Annotated in this window: 16 protein-coding genes; 10 read left to right on the forward strand and 6 right to left on the reverse strand. The window is 48.8% G+C overall.

Going from position 1 to position 20,647, the window contains the following annotated elements:
* Positions 1-29: 29 nt before the first annotated feature.
* Entirely contained in the window at positions 30-2,180 is a 2,151-nt protein-coding gene (locus ACFQZR_RS07055) for a YhgE/Pip family protein (protein WP_379344286.1), read from the reverse strand.
* 167 nt (positions 2,181-2,347) lie between these two features.
* Between ACFQZR_RS07055 and ACFQZR_RS07060 the strand changes: the two genes are divergently transcribed.
* Entirely contained in the window at positions 2,348-2,872 is a 525-nt protein-coding gene (locus tag ACFQZR_RS07060; protein ID WP_379344288.1) for a putative ABC transporter permease, read from the forward strand.
* A 482-nt stretch (positions 2,873-3,354) separates the two neighbouring features.
* Here the strand turns inward: ACFQZR_RS07060 and ACFQZR_RS07065 are convergent, their stop codons facing one another.
* Both ACFQZR_RS07065 and helD read right to left on the reverse strand, forming a co-directional pair.
* On the reverse strand, positions 3,355-4,023 hold the full coding sequence (locus ACFQZR_RS07065; protein ID WP_379344290.1) for a hypothetical protein: 669 nt from the start codon (positions 4,021-4,023) through the stop codon (positions 3,355-3,357).
* A 516-nt stretch (positions 4,024-4,539) separates the two neighbouring features.
* Positions 4,540-6,906, reverse strand: coding sequence for an RNA polymerase recycling motor HelD (gene helD, locus ACFQZR_RS07070; protein WP_379344292.1), 2,367 nt, complete (start codon positions 6,904-6,906; stop codon positions 4,540-4,542).
* A 428-nt stretch (positions 6,907-7,334) separates the two neighbouring features.
* Between helD and pdxR the strand changes: the two genes are divergently transcribed.
* Genes pdxR through ACFQZR_RS07085 form a run of 3 tightly spaced genes read left to right on the forward strand, consistent with a single transcriptional unit; the run spans position 7,335 to position 10,916 of the window.
* Complete coding sequence (gene pdxR / locus ACFQZR_RS07075; protein ID WP_379344294.1) at positions 7,335-8,816, forward strand: MocR-like pyridoxine biosynthesis transcription factor PdxR; 1,482 nt, start codon at positions 7,335-7,337, stop codon at positions 8,814-8,816.
* A gap of 6 nt (positions 8,817-8,822) precedes the next feature.
* Positions 8,823-9,737, forward strand: coding sequence for a D-alanine--D-alanine ligase (locus ACFQZR_RS07080; RefSeq protein WP_379344296.1), 915 nt, complete (start codon positions 8,823-8,825; stop codon positions 9,735-9,737).
* 6 nt (positions 9,738-9,743) lie between these two features.
* Positions 9,744-10,916 (forward strand): pyridoxal phosphate-dependent aminotransferase, encoded by a 1,173-nt coding sequence (locus tag ACFQZR_RS07085; protein ID WP_379344298.1) that lies wholly within the window; start codon positions 9,744-9,746, stop codon positions 10,914-10,916.
* A gap of 70 nt (positions 10,917-10,986) precedes the next feature.
* Here the strand turns inward: ACFQZR_RS07085 and ACFQZR_RS07090 are convergent, their stop codons facing one another.
* Positions 10,987-11,367: a YxeA family protein gene (locus tag ACFQZR_RS07090; protein ID WP_379344300.1), complete on the reverse strand. Its 381-nt coding sequence runs from the start codon at positions 11,365-11,367 to the stop codon at positions 10,987-10,989.
* A gap of 22 nt (positions 11,368-11,389) precedes the next feature.
* Entirely contained in the window at positions 11,390-11,644 is a 255-nt protein-coding gene (locus ACFQZR_RS07095) for a hypothetical protein (protein ID WP_018754589.1), read from the reverse strand.
* A 286-nt stretch (positions 11,645-11,930) separates the two neighbouring features.
* Between ACFQZR_RS07095 and ACFQZR_RS07100 the strand changes: the two genes are divergently transcribed.
* Both ACFQZR_RS07100 and ACFQZR_RS07105 read left to right on the forward strand, forming a co-directional pair.
* The gene (locus tag ACFQZR_RS07100; protein ID WP_379344302.1) at positions 11,931-15,146 is read left to right on the forward strand and encodes an efflux RND transporter permease subunit; all 3,216 of its coding nucleotides are present in this window, start codon (positions 11,931-11,933) and stop codon (positions 15,144-15,146) included.
* A gap of 15 nt (positions 15,147-15,161) precedes the next feature.
* Positions 15,162-16,046: a TetR/AcrR family transcriptional regulator gene (locus tag ACFQZR_RS07105; protein WP_379344304.1), complete on the forward strand. Its 885-nt coding sequence runs from the start codon at positions 15,162-15,164 to the stop codon at positions 16,044-16,046.
* Positions 16,047-16,109: 63 nt separating this feature from the next.
* On the opposite strand, the gene ACFQZR_RS07110 is transcribed toward ACFQZR_RS07105, so the two are convergent.
* The gene (locus tag ACFQZR_RS07110; protein WP_379344306.1) at positions 16,110-17,123 is read right to left on the reverse strand and encodes a tagatose 1,6-diphosphate aldolase; all 1,014 of its coding nucleotides are present in this window, start codon (positions 17,121-17,123) and stop codon (positions 16,110-16,112) included.
* A 218-nt stretch (positions 17,124-17,341) separates the two neighbouring features.
* On the opposite strand from ACFQZR_RS07110, the gene ACFQZR_RS07115 reads away from it, so the two are divergent.
* The 4 genes from ACFQZR_RS07115 (at position 17,342) to ACFQZR_RS07130 (ending at position 20,603) form a co-directional block, all read left to right on the forward strand.
* The gene (locus ACFQZR_RS07115; RefSeq protein WP_379344308.1) at positions 17,342-17,539 is read left to right on the forward strand and encodes a hypothetical protein; all 198 of its coding nucleotides are present in this window, start codon (positions 17,342-17,344) and stop codon (positions 17,537-17,539) included.
* Between the two features lie 39 nt (positions 17,540-17,578).
* Positions 17,579-17,911 carry a DUF2085 domain-containing protein gene (locus ACFQZR_RS07120; protein WP_379344310.1) on the forward strand — a complete coding sequence of 111 codons (333 nt, stop codon included), beginning with the start codon at positions 17,579-17,581 and terminating at the stop codon, positions 17,909-17,911.
* Between the two features lie 165 nt (positions 17,912-18,076).
* Positions 18,077-19,576: a sugar ABC transporter ATP-binding protein gene (locus ACFQZR_RS07125; RefSeq protein ID WP_379344312.1), complete on the forward strand. Its 1,500-nt coding sequence runs from the start codon at positions 18,077-18,079 to the stop codon at positions 19,574-19,576.
* A gap of 28 nt (positions 19,577-19,604) precedes the next feature.
* Positions 19,605-20,603 (forward strand): ABC transporter permease, encoded by a 999-nt coding sequence (locus ACFQZR_RS07130; RefSeq protein WP_379344314.1) that lies wholly within the window; start codon positions 19,605-19,607, stop codon positions 20,601-20,603.
* The last annotated feature ends 44 nt before the right edge of the window (positions 20,604-20,647 follow it).

Consider the following 20,647-nt stretch of genomic DNA (forward strand, 5'->3'; position numbering starts at 1 on the left):
TAAAACAACACGTTGTGGGGTTATTTTCGTTAGTGGATTAACTTACTCTTCTTCGCCTTCTGAACCATGCCTGCGCTGATTTTGTTAATTGGCGTTTTTAATGCAAGACCCAGGACAAGCGCAATCCCAGCAAAGATCAGCAGCATCCAGAAATCCATCTGGACGATATCCCAGAGAATGCCGCCAGTCGCCTCGCGCATCATGCTGATCGCATAGGTGAACGGGAGGAACGGGTGGATCACTTGGAAGAAATGCGGCGTGACTTGAATAGGGAAGGTGCCGCCTGCCCCAGCTAATTGCAAGACGAGCAGGACAATGGACATCGCCTTGCCGACATTGCCGAAGATGGAGACCAGGGTATAGACGATCAGCATGAAAATGATGCTGAGGAACACCCCGAACAGCACGAACCATAGCTTCTCGCGAACGAAGACGCCGAGGAGGTAAATATCCCCGAGCGTGTCGATCAACGATTGTAGAATCGCGATGGTCATGAAGGTTAAGTATCGACCAAAATAGATTTGATAGCCGCGGAATTCGACGCCTTCATGATGTACCTCGACGGAGAGCAGCGAGACGAGCAGCAGCGCACCAACCCAGAGAGATAACGTGGTGAAGAAGGGCGACATCCCCGAGCCGTAATTCGGAATGGGGAAAAGCTTGTTCTCTTTCAGCACGACAGGCTTCGCGAAGAAGGAGCTCTCCTTCTCAAAATTGTTCTGCAGCAGGTCGATAATTTCTTCAATATTGCCATTCTTCTCGAAGTCTCGAATTGTGTTCGCAATTTGGGTAATATTGGATTTAATCATCGGCAGATCGGCGGTGACGACCTTAATCCCTTGATTACCGAAGGTGAGTCCTTTATTTGCATCATTGAGCAGTTTCTCAATATCCGGCACACGTGCGGATGCTTGCCCCAGTATTGTATGAATCTGATCGGTCGATTGTTTGGCTTGTTTCACGGTGTTCACGATGTTCGGGGTAATCTCAGTATCGAAACGATTGATGAGATCGCGTAGATCTGTGGCTGCCTCATCAGACAAGGTGTTCAACCGGTTGAGTAACGTATCAGATACGGCTTCTCCACGACTAACAGCGGATTGAATTTCTTTAACGGTCGAGGCTTGTTTTCCGAAATTATCATGGATGCGCTGGAGCCGAGCGATCGTCCTGTTGAATAGCTTGCCACGCGAGATTTGGTTCAACTGTTCGAACCAGGATTGCGCACCGCTTGCCAGACGAGCGGCCCCATCGAGACGGGACGCAGCGTGCTGAAGAGCTAGATTGATGGCTGAAGGGCCTGACGTAGTATCTTTCAGTACGCCGGTTAGATCTTTTGTTGCTAACGCAGCTTGCAGTAGAGAACTGAGGTCTTGTTTGACAAAAGGAGCAGCCGCTTCAATGCCTTTCTGGCTATAATCAAGCAGTTCGCTCACATTCTGGCTGAACTGTTTGCCTTTCTGCGCTACATCGGCGAGGATCGGCAGACTGTGCTGCGATTCTTTGACAATGCTCTGCGCGGTCTCGACGTCTTTGAGCGCAACTTTCAAGATGCGCTCCAATTCAGGGAAACCCTTCTCGACCTTAAAGACAAGGTCGCGCACCTTCTCAATGGTGGGAAGCTCTTTGTGGAGCTTGACGCCAATTTCATTGAATTTCTTGAAGATCGCTTTATTCGCTTCTTTCACGAAGTTGGAGCTAACCTCTTGAATGATGGAGGATGCGCCGCTTGATGTGATTTTGGGTGCGATGGCATTGATCTTTTCATTGACGTAATAGTCAATTTCCGCTTTGATCGGTTCCTTGGATAGGACGGTGGCAATGCGGGCGGAGAACGATTTGGGGATGATGATGCTCGCATAGTAATCGCCATGTTCCGTACCGGAAATGGCTTTCTTTGTATCGACGAATTCCCACCCAATCTGATGATTCTCTCGTAAGGAGGCGATGACTTCTTCACCAATGTTGATGGGCTTGTCCATGATCGTAGCGCCTTGATCATCATTGGAGACGGCCACCTTAATTCCCTTGGTGTTTCCATAAGGATCCCAGGAGGCTTCAATATTGAACCAAGCGTAGAGCGAGGGTAATATAATGAGCCCCAAAATCATCACACCCGCTGCCCAATTCGTGCATATATGACGCAAATCTGTTCCGTAGATTAGAAATATTCGGCGCATAAGTCCCCCGTTTTCCATGTATGGCATCATTTCTCATGAGTTCAGTTTAAATCTTACGGGTGGGCTTTATGCATGATGTAGGAAATCAGTTCGACGAGAGGATATTTATGGAAAAATATCGCATACTAAACTAACTTTAATGATAGAGAGTGACGGTGTGCGTTCAGATGATGAATGTTGCGGAGATATTCTTTTATTTTATCGGCTATGCTTTTGGTGGATGGTTGCTGGAGAATGTGTATAGCTGGGTGACGACAGGGGTGTTCTTCAAGGAAGGGTTCCTCTATGGTCCGTTGAAACCGATGTATGGATTCGCGCCAGTGCTTATTGTGTACTCGATGAATGAATCGACACATTGGGGCTTCTTGCTGCTGCTATGCCTCATCATTCCAACAGTGATCGAATATGCGAGTGGCGTGCTGCTGGAGCGATTGTTTCATCAGCGTTACTGGGACTACAGACATCTGCCGCTGCAGCTTCAAGGACATATTTGTGTGTCGTTTTCGATTTGTTGGGTGCTCTTGTCGCTGGCTGTGGTTGTCGTGCTGCATCCATTATTTCAAACGCTGTATTCGCATGTATCGGTTGTGTGGGGTACACTCTGGCCAATGTTCGCGCTAATCTTGCTGGCAGATTTTGTTGTGACTGTGCGGAATCGCAGTCGAGCGGTGCGTGGGCATCAGCCGGTGTAGTGAGGTGTAGGGTGAAATGCGTATCTGTTAGCTGGGGTGTGCTCATGCAAGGTTTCGGATACAAAGGGGCTGGCCGAATGCCGGATGCATAGGTGATTAGCTCAGTTGTCTACCGACCGCGACACCGCGCGCTGGAAGCTGCGCGCGGTGCGAGATGTGTGCACTAGTGAGCCTATCATGGAGTTTCGCACTAACTTTGGGCTGAAATGTCCCTGTTGTACTGCTATGTTGGATTATTGTAGGATAGGGTGCCGATTCTGTTCGTTATTTGCGTGTTATTCAAAAGTTACAGCAAGAATCCATGATAGACGGCATTTTAGATGAAAATAAGTTCCTATCCTGTATGAAATACAGGATAGGATGGCGCTAGATAGCGCAGTAGGCTTGAAGCTCGATGTTTCAACAAGAAGAGCAGAAAGAGCAAGGAATAGCGGGAATAGCGGGAATAGCAGGGATGGCAGGAAGAAGACAAGCTCCTCCTACTATAGGAGTTGCTCTAGCGCACTTTCTTGTATTTCATAATAACGCATGGTTTGACCTTTGGAGGAAGGTGATAGCAATCCTTTATTGGTGAGCGATTGAAGATGCTTGCGTGAGGTGCGATAATCAAATCCCCAAGCATGACTCACGTCCTTAGGTCGAATGGGTCTACCGAGCTGCCATGCGAGGTGGAGAATTTCTTTCTCTACTCTGGTTACCTTATCGATCGGGTTGTTGCGCAGTGAATAGGGTCCGATCGCAAGCTGCAGCAATGTGCGGCAAATTTCCGGGTGCTGCTGCACATCGTCGAATGAGAAGTGGATCATCCGCCATCCTAATCCCGTGAGAAATGTGTCACGGTTCAGAGCGTAGCTAAATCTCTCGCGATCCATATCTTTGATATGACTCTGGTAGCCGTCGCATTCAATACCGAATCGTCCAAACGGGGTGATAAAGGCAAAGTCAAGAAAATGCGACTTACGCTTCCAATCATAGACTTCGTATTCTGGATGCAAATGATCGAAATTCCCGAAGAGCGGCCACCATATATTCTGGAGCACCAGCTTCTCGGCATATTGATGCCCGCGGATTAATCTCCCTTTCCGTTCACCTGTGCGATTTTCAATGTGTTGGCACAGAAATGCTTGGTGCGCTTGTTCAAATAAGCACAATTTATTCGCCTCCTTCATGGAAATGCATACAAAAAAAGAACGTCCATCTGCCTTCCGGCTATGGACGTTCTTCGTCTGTATATATTTTACTGGGTATATGAAGCGCAGTCCAGCCTAAATTCGAGATGGGCACTTGTACTGCGTGTCTTTCATGGAATTTTGCATTAATTCGTGCCATATGCGACCACTCAGTACATCTATCGTGGATTACTGCAGTAACTTTGAGTGATCTCCTTCGAAATACGGCTCATTCCTGACTCTATAATACAAGAATACATGATAGGTAGCCATATGCATGAATTTCGGCTACTATCCTGTATGAAATACAACATAGACCACACAGCAGAAGTGTATGGTGCGAGTTGGCGCAGGGGATAGGGTCCATATCCATCGACGCTGATGCTCAGTACCTTTTCGGTAAGTTCAAATCCCCATGCACCACTTCAACGGGTAGGCGAAAGTGATGCCCCCACCATGAATTCTACACGATTGCCAGAATGGCTGCTAGTTAAGGACTTACATGTTCGACTGCTCCACCACATACGTCGATGCATCCACCCCAGCAACAAATGGACTCACATCCCCAATTGCATAGAGATGAAGCTCATGCATCGCTCGTGTACACGCTGTGTAGAACAGCTTCCGTTCACGCTCATGCGCGTATTGTGCAGCCGAGGCGTTGTATAGAATAACAGCGTCGAATTCCATGCCTTTGGCAAGGTATGAAGGGATGACGACAGTCCCACCTTCGAAGGCCGCCGTCTCTTTGTCAATCAGGCGAAGCGGCGTATGCGCATGCAGCGTATCGTAAGCTTCTTGGCATTCCGCCACGGTCTTGCCGATGATGGCGATGCTATTCAAGCCTTCCGCTTGAAGTGCAGCAATTCGTACGGTGATGTGATCTGCAAGATCTTCTACGCCTGTAGCATAGGTCAGTGTCGGCAAGCGGCCATCACGATTGAACGGCTCAATCTGCTCGCCTCCCGGGATCATGCCCTGCGTGAACTCGGCAATCGGACGTGTTGAACGATAGCTGCGTTTCAGCACATGCGTCTCGGTATGCTCAGGCTCGAACAACGCCATCAGCGAGGCGAAGCCCCCTGCATCCGCGGCATGCGTATAGATCGTCTGATTGAGATCGCCAAGCGCTGTAATCTTGGCGAACGGGAACAGCTGCTTCAAGAAGGCGAACTGGAACGGCGAATAGTCCTGCGCTTCATCAATAAATACATGGCGAATCGACGTATTCGCGTGGAATCCTTGCAGTAATTCCTTTAGATATAAATACGGCGTCGCATCTTCATATGACAGCTTAGATTCTTCGAGCCCCGCTAACGTATGCCCACAGATGAGATCCCACTGTGCTGAAGAGATATCATCATTGCTTGCTTTCAGACGACCAACCCATTGTTCGTCACGGAATATCTGACGATAGACAGCAGGAATGTCAATGAAATGGAGCAGCTTCACGTGCCGGCGCAGCTTCTTAAACCGATCTTGGACGATCATAGTCGCAAGCGCGTCACGTTCCCGATCATAGTCGTCGAAGGATTCCGCCGTGTACTGCTTCTTCTGACGCAAGCGTTCGAAGGCCTCGGCATAGGCGTCTTTATCAAGTAATTCGATGGCCTCTTCGACCCAGCGTTTCTTCTTCTCTCGTTTCATCAGCTGCGTTAACTCACGGAGCAGAGACTCTGCGACGAGCTTCATCCGATTCGGTATGCGCATGGAATGGTCGAGTGCATAGAATTGATCTGCAATCGATTCGGCGGAGATGAGTTCCCGCCCACGGAATCGGATCGGTTTGAACTTCATGCCAGCTTGCTTCAAACCATCGGCATACTGCTCGATGAATGTCATATAGGAAGCTGATGTCTTATATCGAATGCTTGCGAGACGCGCTTGATCCTGCGGGGCATCGGTAGCATTTAGCGTATATTCCAATTGCTCGAATGGATCTTCAATCTGGAAGGACCCTGATAGACGTTTCTCCAGATATTGCTGGAACGTCGTCTGCTGCATATTATTCTCGCCAAGCTCCGGTAGGACGGTTGAGACATAGCTGTTGAACAGCGGATTCGGTGAGAATAGCACGATCTGCTCACTGCTCAGCGTATTCCGATACCGGTATAACAAATATGCGACACGTTGCAGGGCAGCGGAGGTCTTGCCGCTCCCGGCAGCACCCTGTACGACGAGAAGCCGGCTCCGCTCATTACGGATAATCCGATTCTGCTCCTGTTGTATCGTCGCGACAATCGTCTTCATCTGATTGTCAGCATGTTTACCGAGTACCTCTTGCAGCAGTTCGTCACCGATCGTTACACCGGTATCGAATAGACTGCGGATCGTGCCATTTCGAATAATGAATTGCCTCTTTAGATCCATAACGCCGCGGATCGTACCGCTCGGTGTCTCATATTCCGCAAGACCCGGAGGGTAGTCGTAATACAGACTGGAGACAGGAGCGCGCCAATCATAGATCAGATATTGTTCACCGCTGGAATCGAGCAGGGAAGCAATGCCGAGATAGATCTGCTCCGTGTGAGGATCACCGTCCTCGGTAAAGTCAATGCGTCCAAAATAAGGCGATTGCTGCAGCTTCGTCAGTGTCTTAAGCTGCTCGCGTGCATGACGGTGCGTCGATTCTCGTTCGAAGAGTACCTCAGCTTGCTGCTTCATGCTCGCAAACGTCTCCGCCGCTTCCGCGGAATCCTCGAAATTGACCGTGACATCATCCCAGAAATTTTTGCGAATATCGACGATTTCGTCCTTGGCATGCAGCACCTGCTCCTGCAGCTTCGCGATTCGTTGATCGATTTCAGTGACGACCTGCTGGACGCGGTCTTGTTCCTGCTGCTGCCAATCTTGCTCTGCACCCATTCGATTCACTCCTTTGGTTCTATAATTGTGGAAATCGCATGTTGACAGTCCCTAATTCGCTATGCTATAATTAATTTAGAAAAGACTGTGAACGGAACATAACTTCATAAAAATAAAACGTTGCTCTCCATTTTAACATGGGGATTTTTTTAGTTCAACCTATATTTTGTGAGACCTTGTATTGTTAGGATGAGTCATGCAAAGAGTATAATTCTCTTTGCGTGACTCATTTTTTATTTATATTTATTATATAGTTCATTGATTAATCCTCCTAATTTACAATTGCTTGGGTTAGAATGCTGGTTATCTATAGGTACCCGATTGTGAAGGAGATGAAACAGGGGAGCCACGCACGCATCGAAAGTCGCCTGCTGTGGTTCTTTTGCTGTATCGGCAATTATGACATGATAGGGATAGGAGGTGTGGGGATGTATTCTGATTTCAAGTTCGCGGATAATCGGCCTGTGTATATACAGGTCAAGGATTATATGAAGCGTCTAATACTAAAAGGTGCGTTGCAGGCGAACCAGAAGCTCCCGTCCACACGAGAATTGAGCGTATTAATGAGTGTTAGCCGCAACACGGTCTTGACCGCATACTCCGATCTGGAGGAGGAGGGCTTCATCTACGCGCTGAAGGGCAAGGGCAATTACGTGGCGGCTTCTTCATCAGGAGAGGCTAAGACTCCGGTAGGCGAGGAAGCAGGACATCTGCTGGATTGGAGCCAGCGCATCAATGATTATGCGCGATTGGCTGAGCAGGAGGACCTGATGAAGCATGGCATACGGGCAGAGAAAGGTTCAATTCTATTCACGAGCATCGCTCCGGATGAGAAGCTGTTCGATCTGAATAATGTGAAGCGGGCGTTCCTTGATCGGATGTCGATTGAGGGGGAAGTACTTCTCAACTACGGGTACGCCAAGGGCTACAAGCCGCTCATTGACTATCTGCTGCGGTATATGGAGAACAAAGGCGTTGATCTGACGGGTAAAGATATTCTCATTACCGATGGTTTCACCGAAGGCTTTGACCTTGTGCTGACCGGCCTTGGGAAGTCCAGCGGCCATGCCATCTGCGAGAATCCGACCCATCATACTGCGCTTAAAAATATGAGGCTCCATCAGTTCGCCATCACAGGTATCCAGATGGAACCAGACGGAATGAATCTGGAGCAGTTGGAGCGGGAGCTGTCGGCACAGCGCTTCGATCTGGCTTATCTGGTTCCCTCCTACCATAATCCGACGGGGATTGTCATGTCTCCTGAAAAGCGAGTGGAGGCCATTAAGTTATTGGGCAGGAGTCAAGTTCCTATTATTGAGGATGGCTTCAACGAGGAGCTCAGATACTCAGGCTCCCATGTGGCGCCGCTGATCGCAAGCGTCGGCAAGAGCAATAACGTCATTTATATAGGCAGCTTCTCCAAAATACTATTTCCCGGCCTGAGGGTTGGTTGGGTGCTGGCAGACAAAGTATTGGTCAGCTACTTGGAGAGTGTGAAGCGGGCGCGCAGCATTCATACCTCTACGCTAGACCAGTCTTTGCTATACCAGTATCTTCATAATGGCAACTTCGAAAAGTATTTGAAGCGTGCGCGGGCGGAATACAAAAGAAAATACGAGCTCGCCTTGCACTGCTGTAATACGTATATTCCATTTGCTCGATTATCTGGAGATGGAGGCCTGCATTTGTTCATCGAGTTCGAACCGTCCTTCCAGGCTAGGGAACTGTTAGAAGCATGCACGGAAAAGGGTGTGGTGTTCACGCCAGGTGATATATTCTACGTCAATGGCAGGAGTCAAGGCAGTCATACGATGCGTCTAGGTTTCTCCAGGGTAACGGATGAAGACATTGTAAAAGGTATTCGAATCATAGGTGAGACAGCTGGAGCAATTAGACAAGCGAGAGGATGAAGGCGTGTGAAGATCGGCGTAATTATGGGGGGGTTATCATCGGAACGGGAGATTTCACTCCTTACAGGGCAAGAAATGATGGCTAACCTGGACAAAGATAAGCATGAGGTATATCCAATTGAGATCAACGGCAAGCGGGATCTCATTGACAAAACAGCAGGGCTGGATCTAGCGTTGCTCGCCCTTCATGGGAAATATGGGGAGGACGGAACGGTCCAGGCAACGTTGGAATCGCTCGGTATTCCTTATACGGGAAGCGGTGTCCTAGCTAGCAGCGTATGCATGGATAAGGAAATGTCCAAGAAATTAATGCGCTGTGAGGGACTTCACACCGGGGAGTCGGTCCAAGTAAGCCATATGGAGGAGCTGGAAGCAGTAGATGTTGATCGTCTAGGGTATCCGGTGGTAGTGAAGCCGAATTCGGGAGGCTCCAGCATTGGCATTCAGATTGTCGAGCATCCCGGAGCACTATCGGCAGCTGTGCAGGCCGCTCTGGAATGGGATGATTCTGTAATGATCGAGCAGTTCCTTGCAGGAGAGGAAATTACTTGTTCCATATTGAACGGTGAGCTGCTTCCAGTCATCTCTATTCGAGCCAATGCAGGAACTTTTTTTGACTATACATCCAAGTACGAGGACGGCGGGGCTGACGAACGAGTCATTCAACTGCCGCAAGAGGTTCATGAGCGAGTTGAGGCTGCAGCGCTGTCTTGTTATCGGGCACTAAGGTGCAGCGTGTACGCTCGCATCGACATGATTGTGAAAGACGGCATCCCTTATATTCTTGAAGTGAATACGTTACCTGGCCTGACGAAGAATAGCTTGCTGCCCAAAAGTGCGGCTGCAGCCAATATTTCATTCCCTGAGCTATTAGAGTTAATTATGAAATATTCCTTGGAACAAAGAGATAGAAAGGAGTAGGACGATATGAACGGAACGAGTGCATTCTTGTCCCCATTGGCGCGTACGATGCCGCCGTCTGGGATTCGACAGTTTTTCAACGCAGTCAATGCAAATCCACGTGTGATCTCACTTGGCGTAGGAGAGCCGGACTTCCGGACACCCAAGCACGCCAGAGAGGCATGCATGCGCATGCTGGAGGCGGAGAACATGACCTATACGCCGAACGAGGGGCTAATGGCACTTCGGGAGGCTATAGCCGACTATTTGTACGAAGGCTGGCGGTTGGCCTATGAGCCTTCTAAGGAAGTACTGATCACTGTTGGCGGCAGCGAGGCGATTGATCTAGCGCTTCGCGCATTGATCACTTCCGGCGACGAGGTTCTCGTTCCTGTTCCTAATTATGTTGTCTATACACCTATTGCCCTTCTGAATGGCGGAAAGGTGGTCGAGATCCCGTTATCTGCCTCCAAAGGCTTCAAGCTGACGGCAGAAGCTTTGCGTCAAGCGATAACGCCGCGTTCCAAGGTGCTTGTGGTGAATTTTCCGAACAACCCGACCGGAGCTATTATGACGTATGACGATTGGCTGCCGATTACCAAGCTTATTGAAGAGCATAATCTAATCGTATTATCCGATGAGATTTATGCCGAGCTCACCTATGAACAGAAGCATGTCAGTCTCGCTTCTCTTCCAGGAATGAAGGATCGTACGATTGTGATCAGCGGATTTTCCAAAGCTTTTGCAATGACGGGGTGGCGGATCGGCTACGCCTGCGGTCACTCTGATTTGATCGGTGCAATGACGAAGATTCACCAATATACAGCGATATGCGCGCCAGTTCTTGGGCAGATTGCTGCTCTGGAATGCTTGCGTGGCTGTATGGAAGAGAAAGACAGGATGATTCAGTCCTACGATCAACGCAGACGCAAATTCGTTCAAGGGTTAAAAGATATCGGCCTGCCCTGTAAGGAACCGGAAGGAGCTTTATATGCTTTTCCGTCCATCGCTCATACGGGAATGAGCTCTCAACAGTTTGCGAAGAAACTGCTTGAGGAAGCTAAGGTTGCGGCTATTCCTGGAGATGTATTCGGACCGGGGGGAGAAGGACATCTGCGCTGCTGCTACGCGGCCTCCTCCAGTCAATTGGGTGAGGCTTTGCAGCGTATGGATTATTTTCTGCGAAGTCAGAGGATATAGAATTCAGCCCAATAGGATCGATGTGGAATAACAAAAACCCGGCAGCATGCTGCCGGGTTTCTTTGCTATCTTATTTTACCGCGAGTACAGGTTTTGCTGCCGACGGGATATCGCTCGCTTGAACCTCTTCCCAATGGGTCACGACATCAGCTTTGATCGTAACGGCGAGATAAGCATTCTTACGTAGTACTTTGTTTGCTGTAAATTCAAGATCCTGCTTTTTTCCTTCTTTATCGACGCCAGGCAGGTTATAGAGATATCGAGTATGTTCGCTGCCGTTCGAATCTTTATAGGTCTTTTCCTTATAGGAATCACCGACGATCGTGAAGTAATCATTACCTTTCAGGAAGGGATTGTGCTCGGGCGCATATTTCGATACGGCAGCTGCGCCTCCGAGCATCACGATGAAGATCACGGCAAGAATGGAAATGAATTTGGTCGATGTTTTCATAGTATGAATCTCCCTTCTGAAATTAAATGTATTGCTCTTGATTATTGAAGCGATGCTGTGGCGGTTGTGGACGCTCTTTGCGCACGAACATATAGACGATGATGCCGATAATAGGGAACCAGAATAGGACGGCTGTAATGATCCAAGCGACCGTGTTATCTTGATAACGTTCGGAAGCATCTCGGAAAGCCCAAATCATGAGTGCGATATGAATAACGAATAGAAATGCGGGAATAAGAAACAATGCTATACCTGCGAGAATAATAAGTGTGTGCATAGTGATCTTCCTTTCAAAATGGGATAAGTCAGCGCCATGTTTCGTGTGGATATGGTGCCAAACTGTTGTCTCGTTGTGATGTATTAAGCTTACGATGGATTCAAATGAGGAACCATAGATTTAACTTTCATGATTCTTACATCTTTGTAATATAGGCATGCTAAGTATTGAACGGTCATTCAACTCGCGTAAATTTGATTAATGGAAATCGATTAGATATACTAAATATTAGATTGAACAACCGGTCAAATGGTTGGAAAAGAGAATATTTAGGGGAGGAAGAAACGTGAAGAGTATTATCCGTTTTTCGTTGAATAACAAATTCGCGATTTGGATCCTGACCATTATTGTCACGGTGGCAGGATTGTATGCGGGAATGACGATGAAGCAAGAGACGCTTCCGAATCTGGATCTGCCGGTACTACAGGTCATGACGGTGTATCCAGGCGCAGCGCCGGAAGAGGTCGTCGATAAAATATCGAAACCGCTTGAACAAAGGTTCAAAAATTTATCCGGTGTGAAAACCGTGACATCGACTTCGATGGAGAACGTGTCTGCCATCACGGTGGAATATGATTATGGACTGGATATGGAGAAGGTCGCCTCGGATATTCGCGAGGCAGCATCGACGGTACCGTTGCCCGACGGGGCGCAAGATACATCGATTTCGCGAATAAGCATGAACACTTTCCCAGTCATTACGCTCAGTGTATCGGACGAATCTTTGTCGATGGAAGAGCTGACGAAGGTCATCGAGAACGAAGTGAAGCCAGGCTTCGAAGGCCTGAATGGGGTCTCCGATGTTTCGATTGCTGGACAGCAGTTGAAGGAAGTACAGTTGACGTTTAATCAGGCCAAAATGAAGGAGCTCGGACTTTCTGAAGATACTGTAAAAGGGATTGTGCAAGGATCGGCGCTCAACGTGCCGCTTGGTCTCTTCGAGATGGGCAAATCCCAAAAGACAATCGTTGTCGACGGGAATGTGCAAAGCTTGGATGATTTGAAGGCGATTCGTATTCCGCTCATCCCAAGCGCAGCAGGAACACCAAGCGGCGCGCAAGGTGCACCGATGGGCGCAGGTAAAGCAGGAATGCCGGCAGGTGGCGCAGCGGGGAATTCAGCAGCTGCAGGACAAATGCCTGCAGGCGGGGCGCAGGCAGGTGCTGGAGCAGCGGCAGGGATACCTGCGGGCTTACCGACTGTCGACTTGAAGGATATTGCAGATATTCAATTGGTGAGCAAAGCTGAATCGATCTCTCGCACGAACGGCAAGGAATCGATCAGTATTCAAATTGTAAAAGCCGCGGATGCGAACACGGTTGAAGTCGTGAATGCCGTGAAGAAGCAGTCGGAAAAGTTCGAGCAAGATTATAAAGGGATGAAACTCGTTGTTATGCTCGATCAAGGGAAACCGATTGAGCAATCTGTATCCACGATGTTGAGTAAGGCTGCATTCGGTGCATTATTCGCGGTCATTATTATTTTGTTGTTCTTACGCAACTTCCGGACAACAATCATCTCCATCATTTCGATTCCATTGTCCTTGCTTATTGGGATACTCGTACTGCGTGAAATGGACATTACGCTGAATATGATGTCGCTAGGCGCCATGACAGTAGCCATCGGACGGGTCGTGGATGACTCGATTGTTGTTATTGAGAATATATACCGAAGAATGACGTTAAGCTCCGAGAAGCTCAAGGGTAAAGCATTGATCTTGGAAGCGACGAAAGAAATGTTCATGCCGATCATGTCTTCGACCATTGTAACGATTGCCGTATTCCTGCCATTAGCGCTTGTTAGTGGCATGGTTGGTGAGTTATTCATGCCATTCGCGCTCACGATGGTGTTCGCATTGCTTGCTTCCCTGCTCGTAGCGATTACGATCGTACCGATGCTGGGACATCAGATGTTCAAGAATGGCATCAAGAATGCGAAAAATCATGATAAGCCTGGCGTTTTGGGGAATTTCTACAAACGTGTGTTGACGTGGTGTCTAAACCACAAGCTCATTACATTCGGCGCAGCGATTCTATTGCTTGTAGGCAGCTTGTTCTTAACCAAAGCGGTCGGTGTGAGCTTCTTGCCTGAACAAGAAGAGAAGATGGTCATGGTCACGTACTCCCCAGCACCGGGAGAACTCCGTGCAGATGTCGAGAAGCATGCGCTTGAAGCTGAGAAATTTATTATGAAGCGTGAAGGCGTCGAGAAGATACAATATTCGATTGGCTCTAGCGGCAACCCGATGATGAGTATGGGTGGCGGGTCTTCCAATTCCGCGTTGTTCTATGTGATATACGATCCAAAGACGAAGAACTTCGCAGAGGAGCAGAAAGCACTCGTCGAAGGCATTAAGCAAGCGGCTCCGTCCGAGGGGCAGTGGAAGCAGATGGACATGGGTGCTGGCAGCTTTGGCGGCAGCAAGATGACCTTGACGGTATACGGGGATTCCCTAACCGACATTAAGCCAGCTGTTGAGAAGATTGAAGAGGTTATGAAAAAGGATAAGACGTTCGAAAAAGTCGAGTCCAGCATGAAGCAGACGTATGCGCAGTACACGCTTGTTGCGGATCAAGAGAAGCTCAGCAAGCTGGGATTGACGGCAGGGCAAGTTGCGATGAAGCTAAGTCCTGTTCGGGAACGTCCTGTGCTAACGACGATTGAGAATGAAGGTAAGGAATATAAAGTCTACGTACAAGTAGACGAGAAGAAATATGCGAATATTGATGATATCAAAAATACGAAAATCACTTCCCCACTTGGTATGGAAGTACCGATCAAAGATGTTGTAGAAGTGAAGGAAGGCGAATCGCCGAACACAATTACACGCAAAGATAACCGGATGTTCGTCAGTGTCACAGCGGATATGACAACGGCGGATGTGTCCAAAGCATCTACGAATCTGAAGACGAGTATTGACGCACTGAACCTGCCTTCGACAGTTAAGGTTGAATTCGGCGGTGTAACGGAGCAAATTACAGAGACCTTTACTCAACTCGGTCTTGCGATGGCTGCAGCGATTGCGATTGTCTACTTCGTCCTTGTCGTGACATTTGGTGGCGCACTCGCTCCACTGGCGATCCTATTCTCCTTGCCGTTCGCGATCATTGGCGCACTTGTAGCGCTCTGGCTTGCAGGCGAGACCATCAGTGTATCCGCGATGATGGGCGCATTGATGCTCATTGGTATTGTCGTGACGAATGCGATCGTATTGCTCGACCGCGTTATTCATAAAGAGCGGGAAGGACTTACGACGCGTGAAGCACTTCTCGAAGCAGCAGTGACTCGTCTTCGCCCGATCCTTATGACAGCACTTGCGACGATTGGTGCATTAATTCCGTTAGCGCTCGGATTTGAGGGTGCAGGGATTATCTCGAAAGGTCTTGGGGTAACGGTCATCGGCGGTCTGACAAGTTCGACGCTGCTCACCCTTGTGATCGTACCAGTCGTGTATGAATTCTTAATGCGGTTCCGCAAAAAAGAACGCGAGGAAATGATCTAAGGAGACGTGTTCAAATTGAATTCAAAACGAGTACTGATATTAGAAGCCGCGATGAAATGCTTTGCGCAGAAAGGGTTTCATGCGACATCGATTCAAGAGATTGCGGACGTGCTCGGCATCGCTAAAGGCTCGCTGTACTTCTACTTCAAGTCCAAGGAAGATGTGCTGATCTCGGCCTTTGAACATTATTATGATCTCATGACACGCGAAATGTTGTCCGTGGCGAAGGATCAGAGCCTCTCGCCGCGGGATCGATTATCGAGACAATTGCTGCTCCAGCTCGAGCAGATCATGCAGCATCAGGAATTCATCGTGATGATGATGAACGAGCAGGCGATCCAGATCAATGAAGAGATGCATCGATTCATGTTCAAGTCGAAGTCCATGACACTGTATTGGTTCTATGAAAGCATTGTGGAGATCTACGGCGACGAGGCCAAACCGTATGCGATTGATGCGTCAACGATCATTCAAGCGATCGTGGCTGATTATACGAGTTACATGCTGCTGTATCGTAAGAAATTCGAGCCTGAACGTCTGATCGCGTTCTTTATGGAGCGGTTAGATGATGTGGTGCAAGGGATGATGGCGCAGAGCGGGAAGCCGATTCTGTCGATGGGGAACATGCGGAATTTTATCAAAATGGCCCAGGAATGGCGAGGACAGCTGATCTCGCCCGTGGATCAAGCGTTGAATCAGTTACGACAGCTTGTAAGTGACATGCCAGGTACGTCGCCAGTACAGGCCGAACTCTTGGCTTGCTGCGATGTGCTGGATGAAGAGTGGGCCAAGCCGGAACCACAGCGGCTCATTATGAAAGGGCTGATCGCGTATCTGCGTACGTTCGAGCAGCCCGAATTGCTTCCGTGCCTCCATTCGCTGGAGATGGAACTGAAATAAATAGAAGAGGCGGTCCTAATCAAGGGCCGCCTCTTTTTTCTTCAATTTATTAGAAAAGAATGGTTAACCAATCACTTCGATATCATCTAGCGATGATCCATACACGGACCACCATGGTTTAGCGCCACGCTCGAGCTCAGCATTAAGCAGATCGATATTCTCTTTCCCTTTCGTTTGCAGCCAAGTGGCAAGCCCTGCATCGCCGCCTTCACCATACGCAGCGACACCGTCGAACCAAGTGGCTCGGCCGCATAAGACGCCGCAGAAGTTCGCGCCTGCTGTGGCCGCGAATGCAACCGTCTCCCGGAAGAGCTCGGAAGTAACGCCTGCACTCAGGTAAATGAAAGGAACCGTCGCCAGATCGGAAGCTTCCTTGAAATGGGCGGCTGCTTCAGCTTGCGTATAAGCAATCTCACCTTTCGCAAATCCTTCGACATAGTTGAAATTGACCGGAACTTCGAGCTTCAGCACATCGATGGCATAACGAGGCTTCGTGAATTCTTTGATCGTCTCTTTAACTTTGGCCGGCTTCAATCTCGCGAATTCCAAGCTCTTGTCATCGGCAATGTCCGCATCATAGACGATCGGCTCTACGAACAGCGGGATATCGACGGCTTTGCACTCCGCGCCTATACGTTCTAGAAAGGCATGCTTTTGTTCGTTAATCTCAGCAGGTTCATTCGGATCGTAGTAGACTAATATTTTGACGGCATGCCCGCCGTGTTCTTGAATTCGTAGCGCAGACAGATCTGCGATGAGGTCAGGCAATCGACCCGGTTCAGTAGCGTCGTAGCCTGTTTTCTCGTAAGACAAGAGGAGTCCAGCATCTGCAGCTTTGGTCTTGATTCCTTCGGAACCCGTCTCCAGATCGAGTAGAATCGCACTGACATAAGGAGTTAGCTCGCGAGAGACAGCTGCTTTGAAGGCATGGACTTGTTCGATCCGGTAATCGTCACCTTTCACCTTCTGAATCATCTTCTTCATCGATCCCCGTTGGTCAATAGCTAAGGCGGCAATAACACCTTGTTCATTGGATAATTGCTGTAATCCTTCGAATTTTCCGCGTTGCATTTGCATGGCTGTCACTCCTTGTTCTTATCGATTTAAATATGTGAAAATTTTAACATTTATAAACATTTTTTTCAAAGACATCGCTCACAGCAATCGCCCTTTGACTGGGGTTATGATATGTTGTAACTATGATTTTTATCCATGGATTTCCTGGATCAGACGTATCTTGAACCGGGGAAGCTACATATACTTTGGAAAGAACAAGACAAGAAGGGGGAATGAGGATGAGTTGTCCAAGGTGTGGCAGTCATCAAGTACAGGTCGTCTCGGAGTCGGAGACCAAAGGATTTGGTGCAGGAAAAGGGTGTCTCGGTTATTTGATTTTCGGACCGATTGGCTTTTTGTGCGGGCTGTGCGGGATGGGGAAGAGTAAGTCGACGGTATTCCGGATCTGTGCATCATGCGGGTTCCGGTTTAAATAAATGAAGTCGTCCTCCCTGTCGCGAATGGATGTAATTTGGATGCGATTGATGCGGATTGGATGTCAATCCGGATGTCATCAGCGAGCGGACCGGAGCTTTGCTTGGCGAGGATATCAGTTTCCACTCTGTGCCCGTTGTACCGGCGTTTTCGTCGGTCAAGTGGGAATGATCTTCCTCATGCTCATGTCTGTACGTATCACGCTGGGCGTAAGCCTCATCGGACTTGGTCTGATGTTCATCGATTGGCTGCTTCAACGACTCGGTGTGATCGAGTCGACCAATTGGCGACGACTGATTACCGGGATATTAGGTGGATGCGGGCTGATTGGATTGTATGCTGTAGTCTTTTCATGGATTCGAAGTTTATTTTAATCAGAAGCGTTTTTTCGTTCTTTCTTGGACGATAGAAGCGTTTCTTTTTTTTTGTTTATGAGCATGAAATCATAAAATAATAAACTTTTTTGCAGAGATTATTCCATTTCATGTCAGTGACTTTGGTCCTACAATAAGTTTACAAGATAGCGGGGGGATATAACGATGAGCGAAGCGCTGCTGCGCATGGAAGGAATCGACAAGCATTTTCCAGGTGTACACGCCTTAGACCGATGTCAGTTTGAGCTATTGGCTGGTGAGGTGCATGCGCTTGTAGGGGAGAATGGAGCTGGCAAGTCGACGATGATGAAAATCGCGACAGGTGTTTATAAGAAGGATGCGGGACGCATTCTTTTCAAAGGACAGGAAGTGGACATTCCGGATACGCGGACCGCGCAGCAATTAGGGATTAGCATTATCCATCAAGAGCTGAATCTCATGCCGCATCTGACGGTGGCACAGAACATGTATATCGGTCGTGAACCGCGTTATCTCGGGTTGTTCGTAGATGATCAAGAGTTGAACCGACGCGTACAGGTGCTGCTTGATCAGATGAATGTGAAGATAGATCCGCGGACCAAAGTATCGGAATTATCGGTTGCGAAGCAGCAAATGGTGGAGATTGCGAAGGCGTTGTCTTTTCAAGCAGAAGTTCTGATCATGGATGAGCCGACAGCAGCATTAACGGACTCGGAAATTCAGGAGCTGTTCCGTATGATTGAGCAATTGCGCCAGAAAGGCGTTGGCATTGTATATATATCGCACCGAATGGAAGAGCTTAAGCAGATTACAGACCGGATTACGGTCATGCGAGATGGCTGTTATGTGGATACCGTCCTCACGGAATCAGTAACGATCGATCAGATCATTAGCATGATGGTAGGTCGCGAGCTCTTTAACAAGGCACAGATTGAAGCGACTGCTTCGGATGCCGAGATGGTGCTCGAAGTGGAGGGGATTTCTCGTGGTAAGGAGCTTAAGGATATTCATTTCCATGTGAGAAAAGGAGAAATTGTCGGGTTCGCTGGACTTATGGGCGCAGGTCGAACCGAGGTCGCACGTGCGATATTCGGAGCGGATCCCGTGGATGAAGGGAAGATTCGCATGCAAGGTCAACAGGTGCGCATACGAAATCCGCATGATGCAGTTAGACATGGGATCGGTTATTTGTCCGAAGACCGCAAGCGATATGGGCTGCTCGTTGATATGGATGTACGAGAGAATATCGCGATCTCGAACTATGCCAGATTCAGACGGCTTGGATGGATGCGAACGAAGGTGATGCACCGAAACGCAGAGTACTATACCGAGGCCTTGTCCATTAAGACGCCGGGTGTACATCAGACTGTGAAGTTTCTCTCTGGCGGCAATCAGCAGAAGGTCGTTATTGGGAAATGGCTGACACGGGATTGTCAGGTGCTTATCTTCGATGAACCGACGCGCGGGATTGATGTCGGTGCTAAGGCGGAAATCTACAAGCTATTAGAACAGTTGGCAAGCGAAGGGAAGTCGATCATTATGATCTCTTCGGAGCTGCCGGAGATTCTGCGGATGAGCCATCGCGTAATCGTCATGTGCGAGGGGCGGATTACCGGCGAGCTGAGTAGAGAAGAGGCGACGCAGGAAGAGATTATGCGGCTGGCTACGATGCGAATCAGTGGATAGAGAAGGATAACGGGAAGGGGTTCATGTTATGAAGGGTACTACCATTGTAGAGAAACAGCCAGTTCAGACGCGCCAGAAGAAGGCTGCTGCAGGGTCTGGTGCAAAGCAGAAGATTCTAGCCTTCGCCAGCTTGATTGTATTGATTGTCGTCTTCTCTTTATCGTCTAGCAATTTCTTCGTCTTCGATAATCTGGTAGGGATCATGCTATCGACGGCCGTCATTGGCGTGCTCGCGCTCGGTTCCACCTTCGTTATTATCACCGGAGGGATTGATCTCTCGGTTGGTACGGTCATGACGTTCTCGTCGGTCATGGCAGGCGTGATCATTAATTTCTGGCATGTATCACTGCCGCTCGGTGTTATTGGGGGGATTCTAGCGGGAGCGTTGTGCGGATTAACGAGTGGCCTCATGGTTGCGAAGATGAAGATTCCGCCGTTTATCGCGACACTTGCCATGATGATGATTACGAAGGGATTATCCCTTGTCATTTCGGGAACCAAGCCGATCTACTTCAATGATTATCCGAATTTCGCCTCGATTTCGATGGGGAAGCTGATTCCAGGCATTCCGAATGCGATTCTGATCTTCCTAGGGCTGGGCGTGATCGCGAGCATTATTCTCACGAAAACCTTAATCGGCCGTTATACCTTTGCGCTCGGCAGTAATGAAGAGGCAACACGCTTATCCGGCGTGAATACCGTTCGTTGGAAAATCGTGATTTATACGATGACAGGGGTATTCAGTGGCATTGCAGGTATCTTGATGGCATCACGCCTCAATTCCGCTCAGCCTGCACTCGGAAGTGGCTATGAGCTCGATGCGATTGCAGCAGTCGTGATTGGCGGCACTTCCCTGAGCGGCGGCGCCGGTTCAATTCTGGGTACCGTCATCGGTGCGTTGATCATGAGTGTATTGACGAATGGGCTGCGCATTCTCTCGGTTGCACCGGAGTGGCAGACGGTGATCGTTGGGTTTGTCATTATTCTTGCGGTATATGCGGATATTCTTCGCCGACGTAAGCGGTGAGTAAGGTATCTTCTCTGCGGTGCAGGGTGATATAGGAACATGAT

Source organism: Paenibacillus sp. GCM10027629 (genome assembly GCF_042676425.1).
Classification (GTDB): domain Bacteria; phylum Bacillota; class Bacilli; order Paenibacillales; family Paenibacillaceae; genus Paenibacillus_K; species Paenibacillus_K terrigena.

Coding starts and splice junctions, on each gene's coding strand:
- ACFQZR_RS07085 (WP_379344298.1), top strand. CDS start 9,744: ATGAACGGAACGAGTGCATTCTTGTCCCCATTGGCGCGTACGATGCCG.
- ACFQZR_RS07130 (WP_379344314.1), top strand. CDS start 19,605: ATGAAGGGTACTACCATTGTAGAGAAACAGCCAGTTCAGACGCGCCAG.
- pdxR (WP_379344294.1), top strand. CDS start 7,335: ATGTATTCTGATTTCAAGTTCGCGGATAATCGGCCTGTGTATATACAG.
- ACFQZR_RS07115 (WP_379344308.1), top strand. CDS start 17,342: ATGAGTTGTCCAAGGTGTGGCAGTCATCAAGTACAGGTCGTCTCGGAG.
- ACFQZR_RS07060 (WP_379344288.1), top strand. CDS start 2,348: ATGATGAATGTTGCGGAGATATTCTTTTATTTTATCGGCTATGCTTTT.
- ACFQZR_RS07090 (WP_379344300.1), bottom strand. CDS start 11,367: ATGAAAACATCGACCAAATTCATTTCCATTCTTGCCGTGATCTTCATC.
- ACFQZR_RS07110 (WP_379344306.1), bottom strand. CDS start 17,123: ATGCAAATGCAACGCGGAAAATTCGAAGGATTACAGCAATTATCCAAT.
- ACFQZR_RS07095 (WP_018754589.1), bottom strand. CDS start 11,644: ATGCACACACTTATTATTCTCGCAGGTATAGCATTGTTTCTTATTCCC.
- helD (WP_379344292.1), bottom strand. CDS start 6,906: ATGGGTGCAGAGCAAGATTGGCAGCAGCAGGAACAAGACCGCGTCCAG.
- ACFQZR_RS07055 (WP_379344286.1), bottom strand. CDS start 2,180: ATGCGCCGAATATTTCTAATCTACGGAACAGATTTGCGTCATATATGC.
- ACFQZR_RS07125 (WP_379344312.1), top strand. CDS start 18,077: ATGAGCGAAGCGCTGCTGCGCATGGAAGGAATCGACAAGCATTTTCCA.
- ACFQZR_RS07120 (WP_379344310.1), top strand. CDS start 17,579: ATGCGATTGATGCGGATTGGATGTCAATCCGGATGTCATCAGCGAGCG.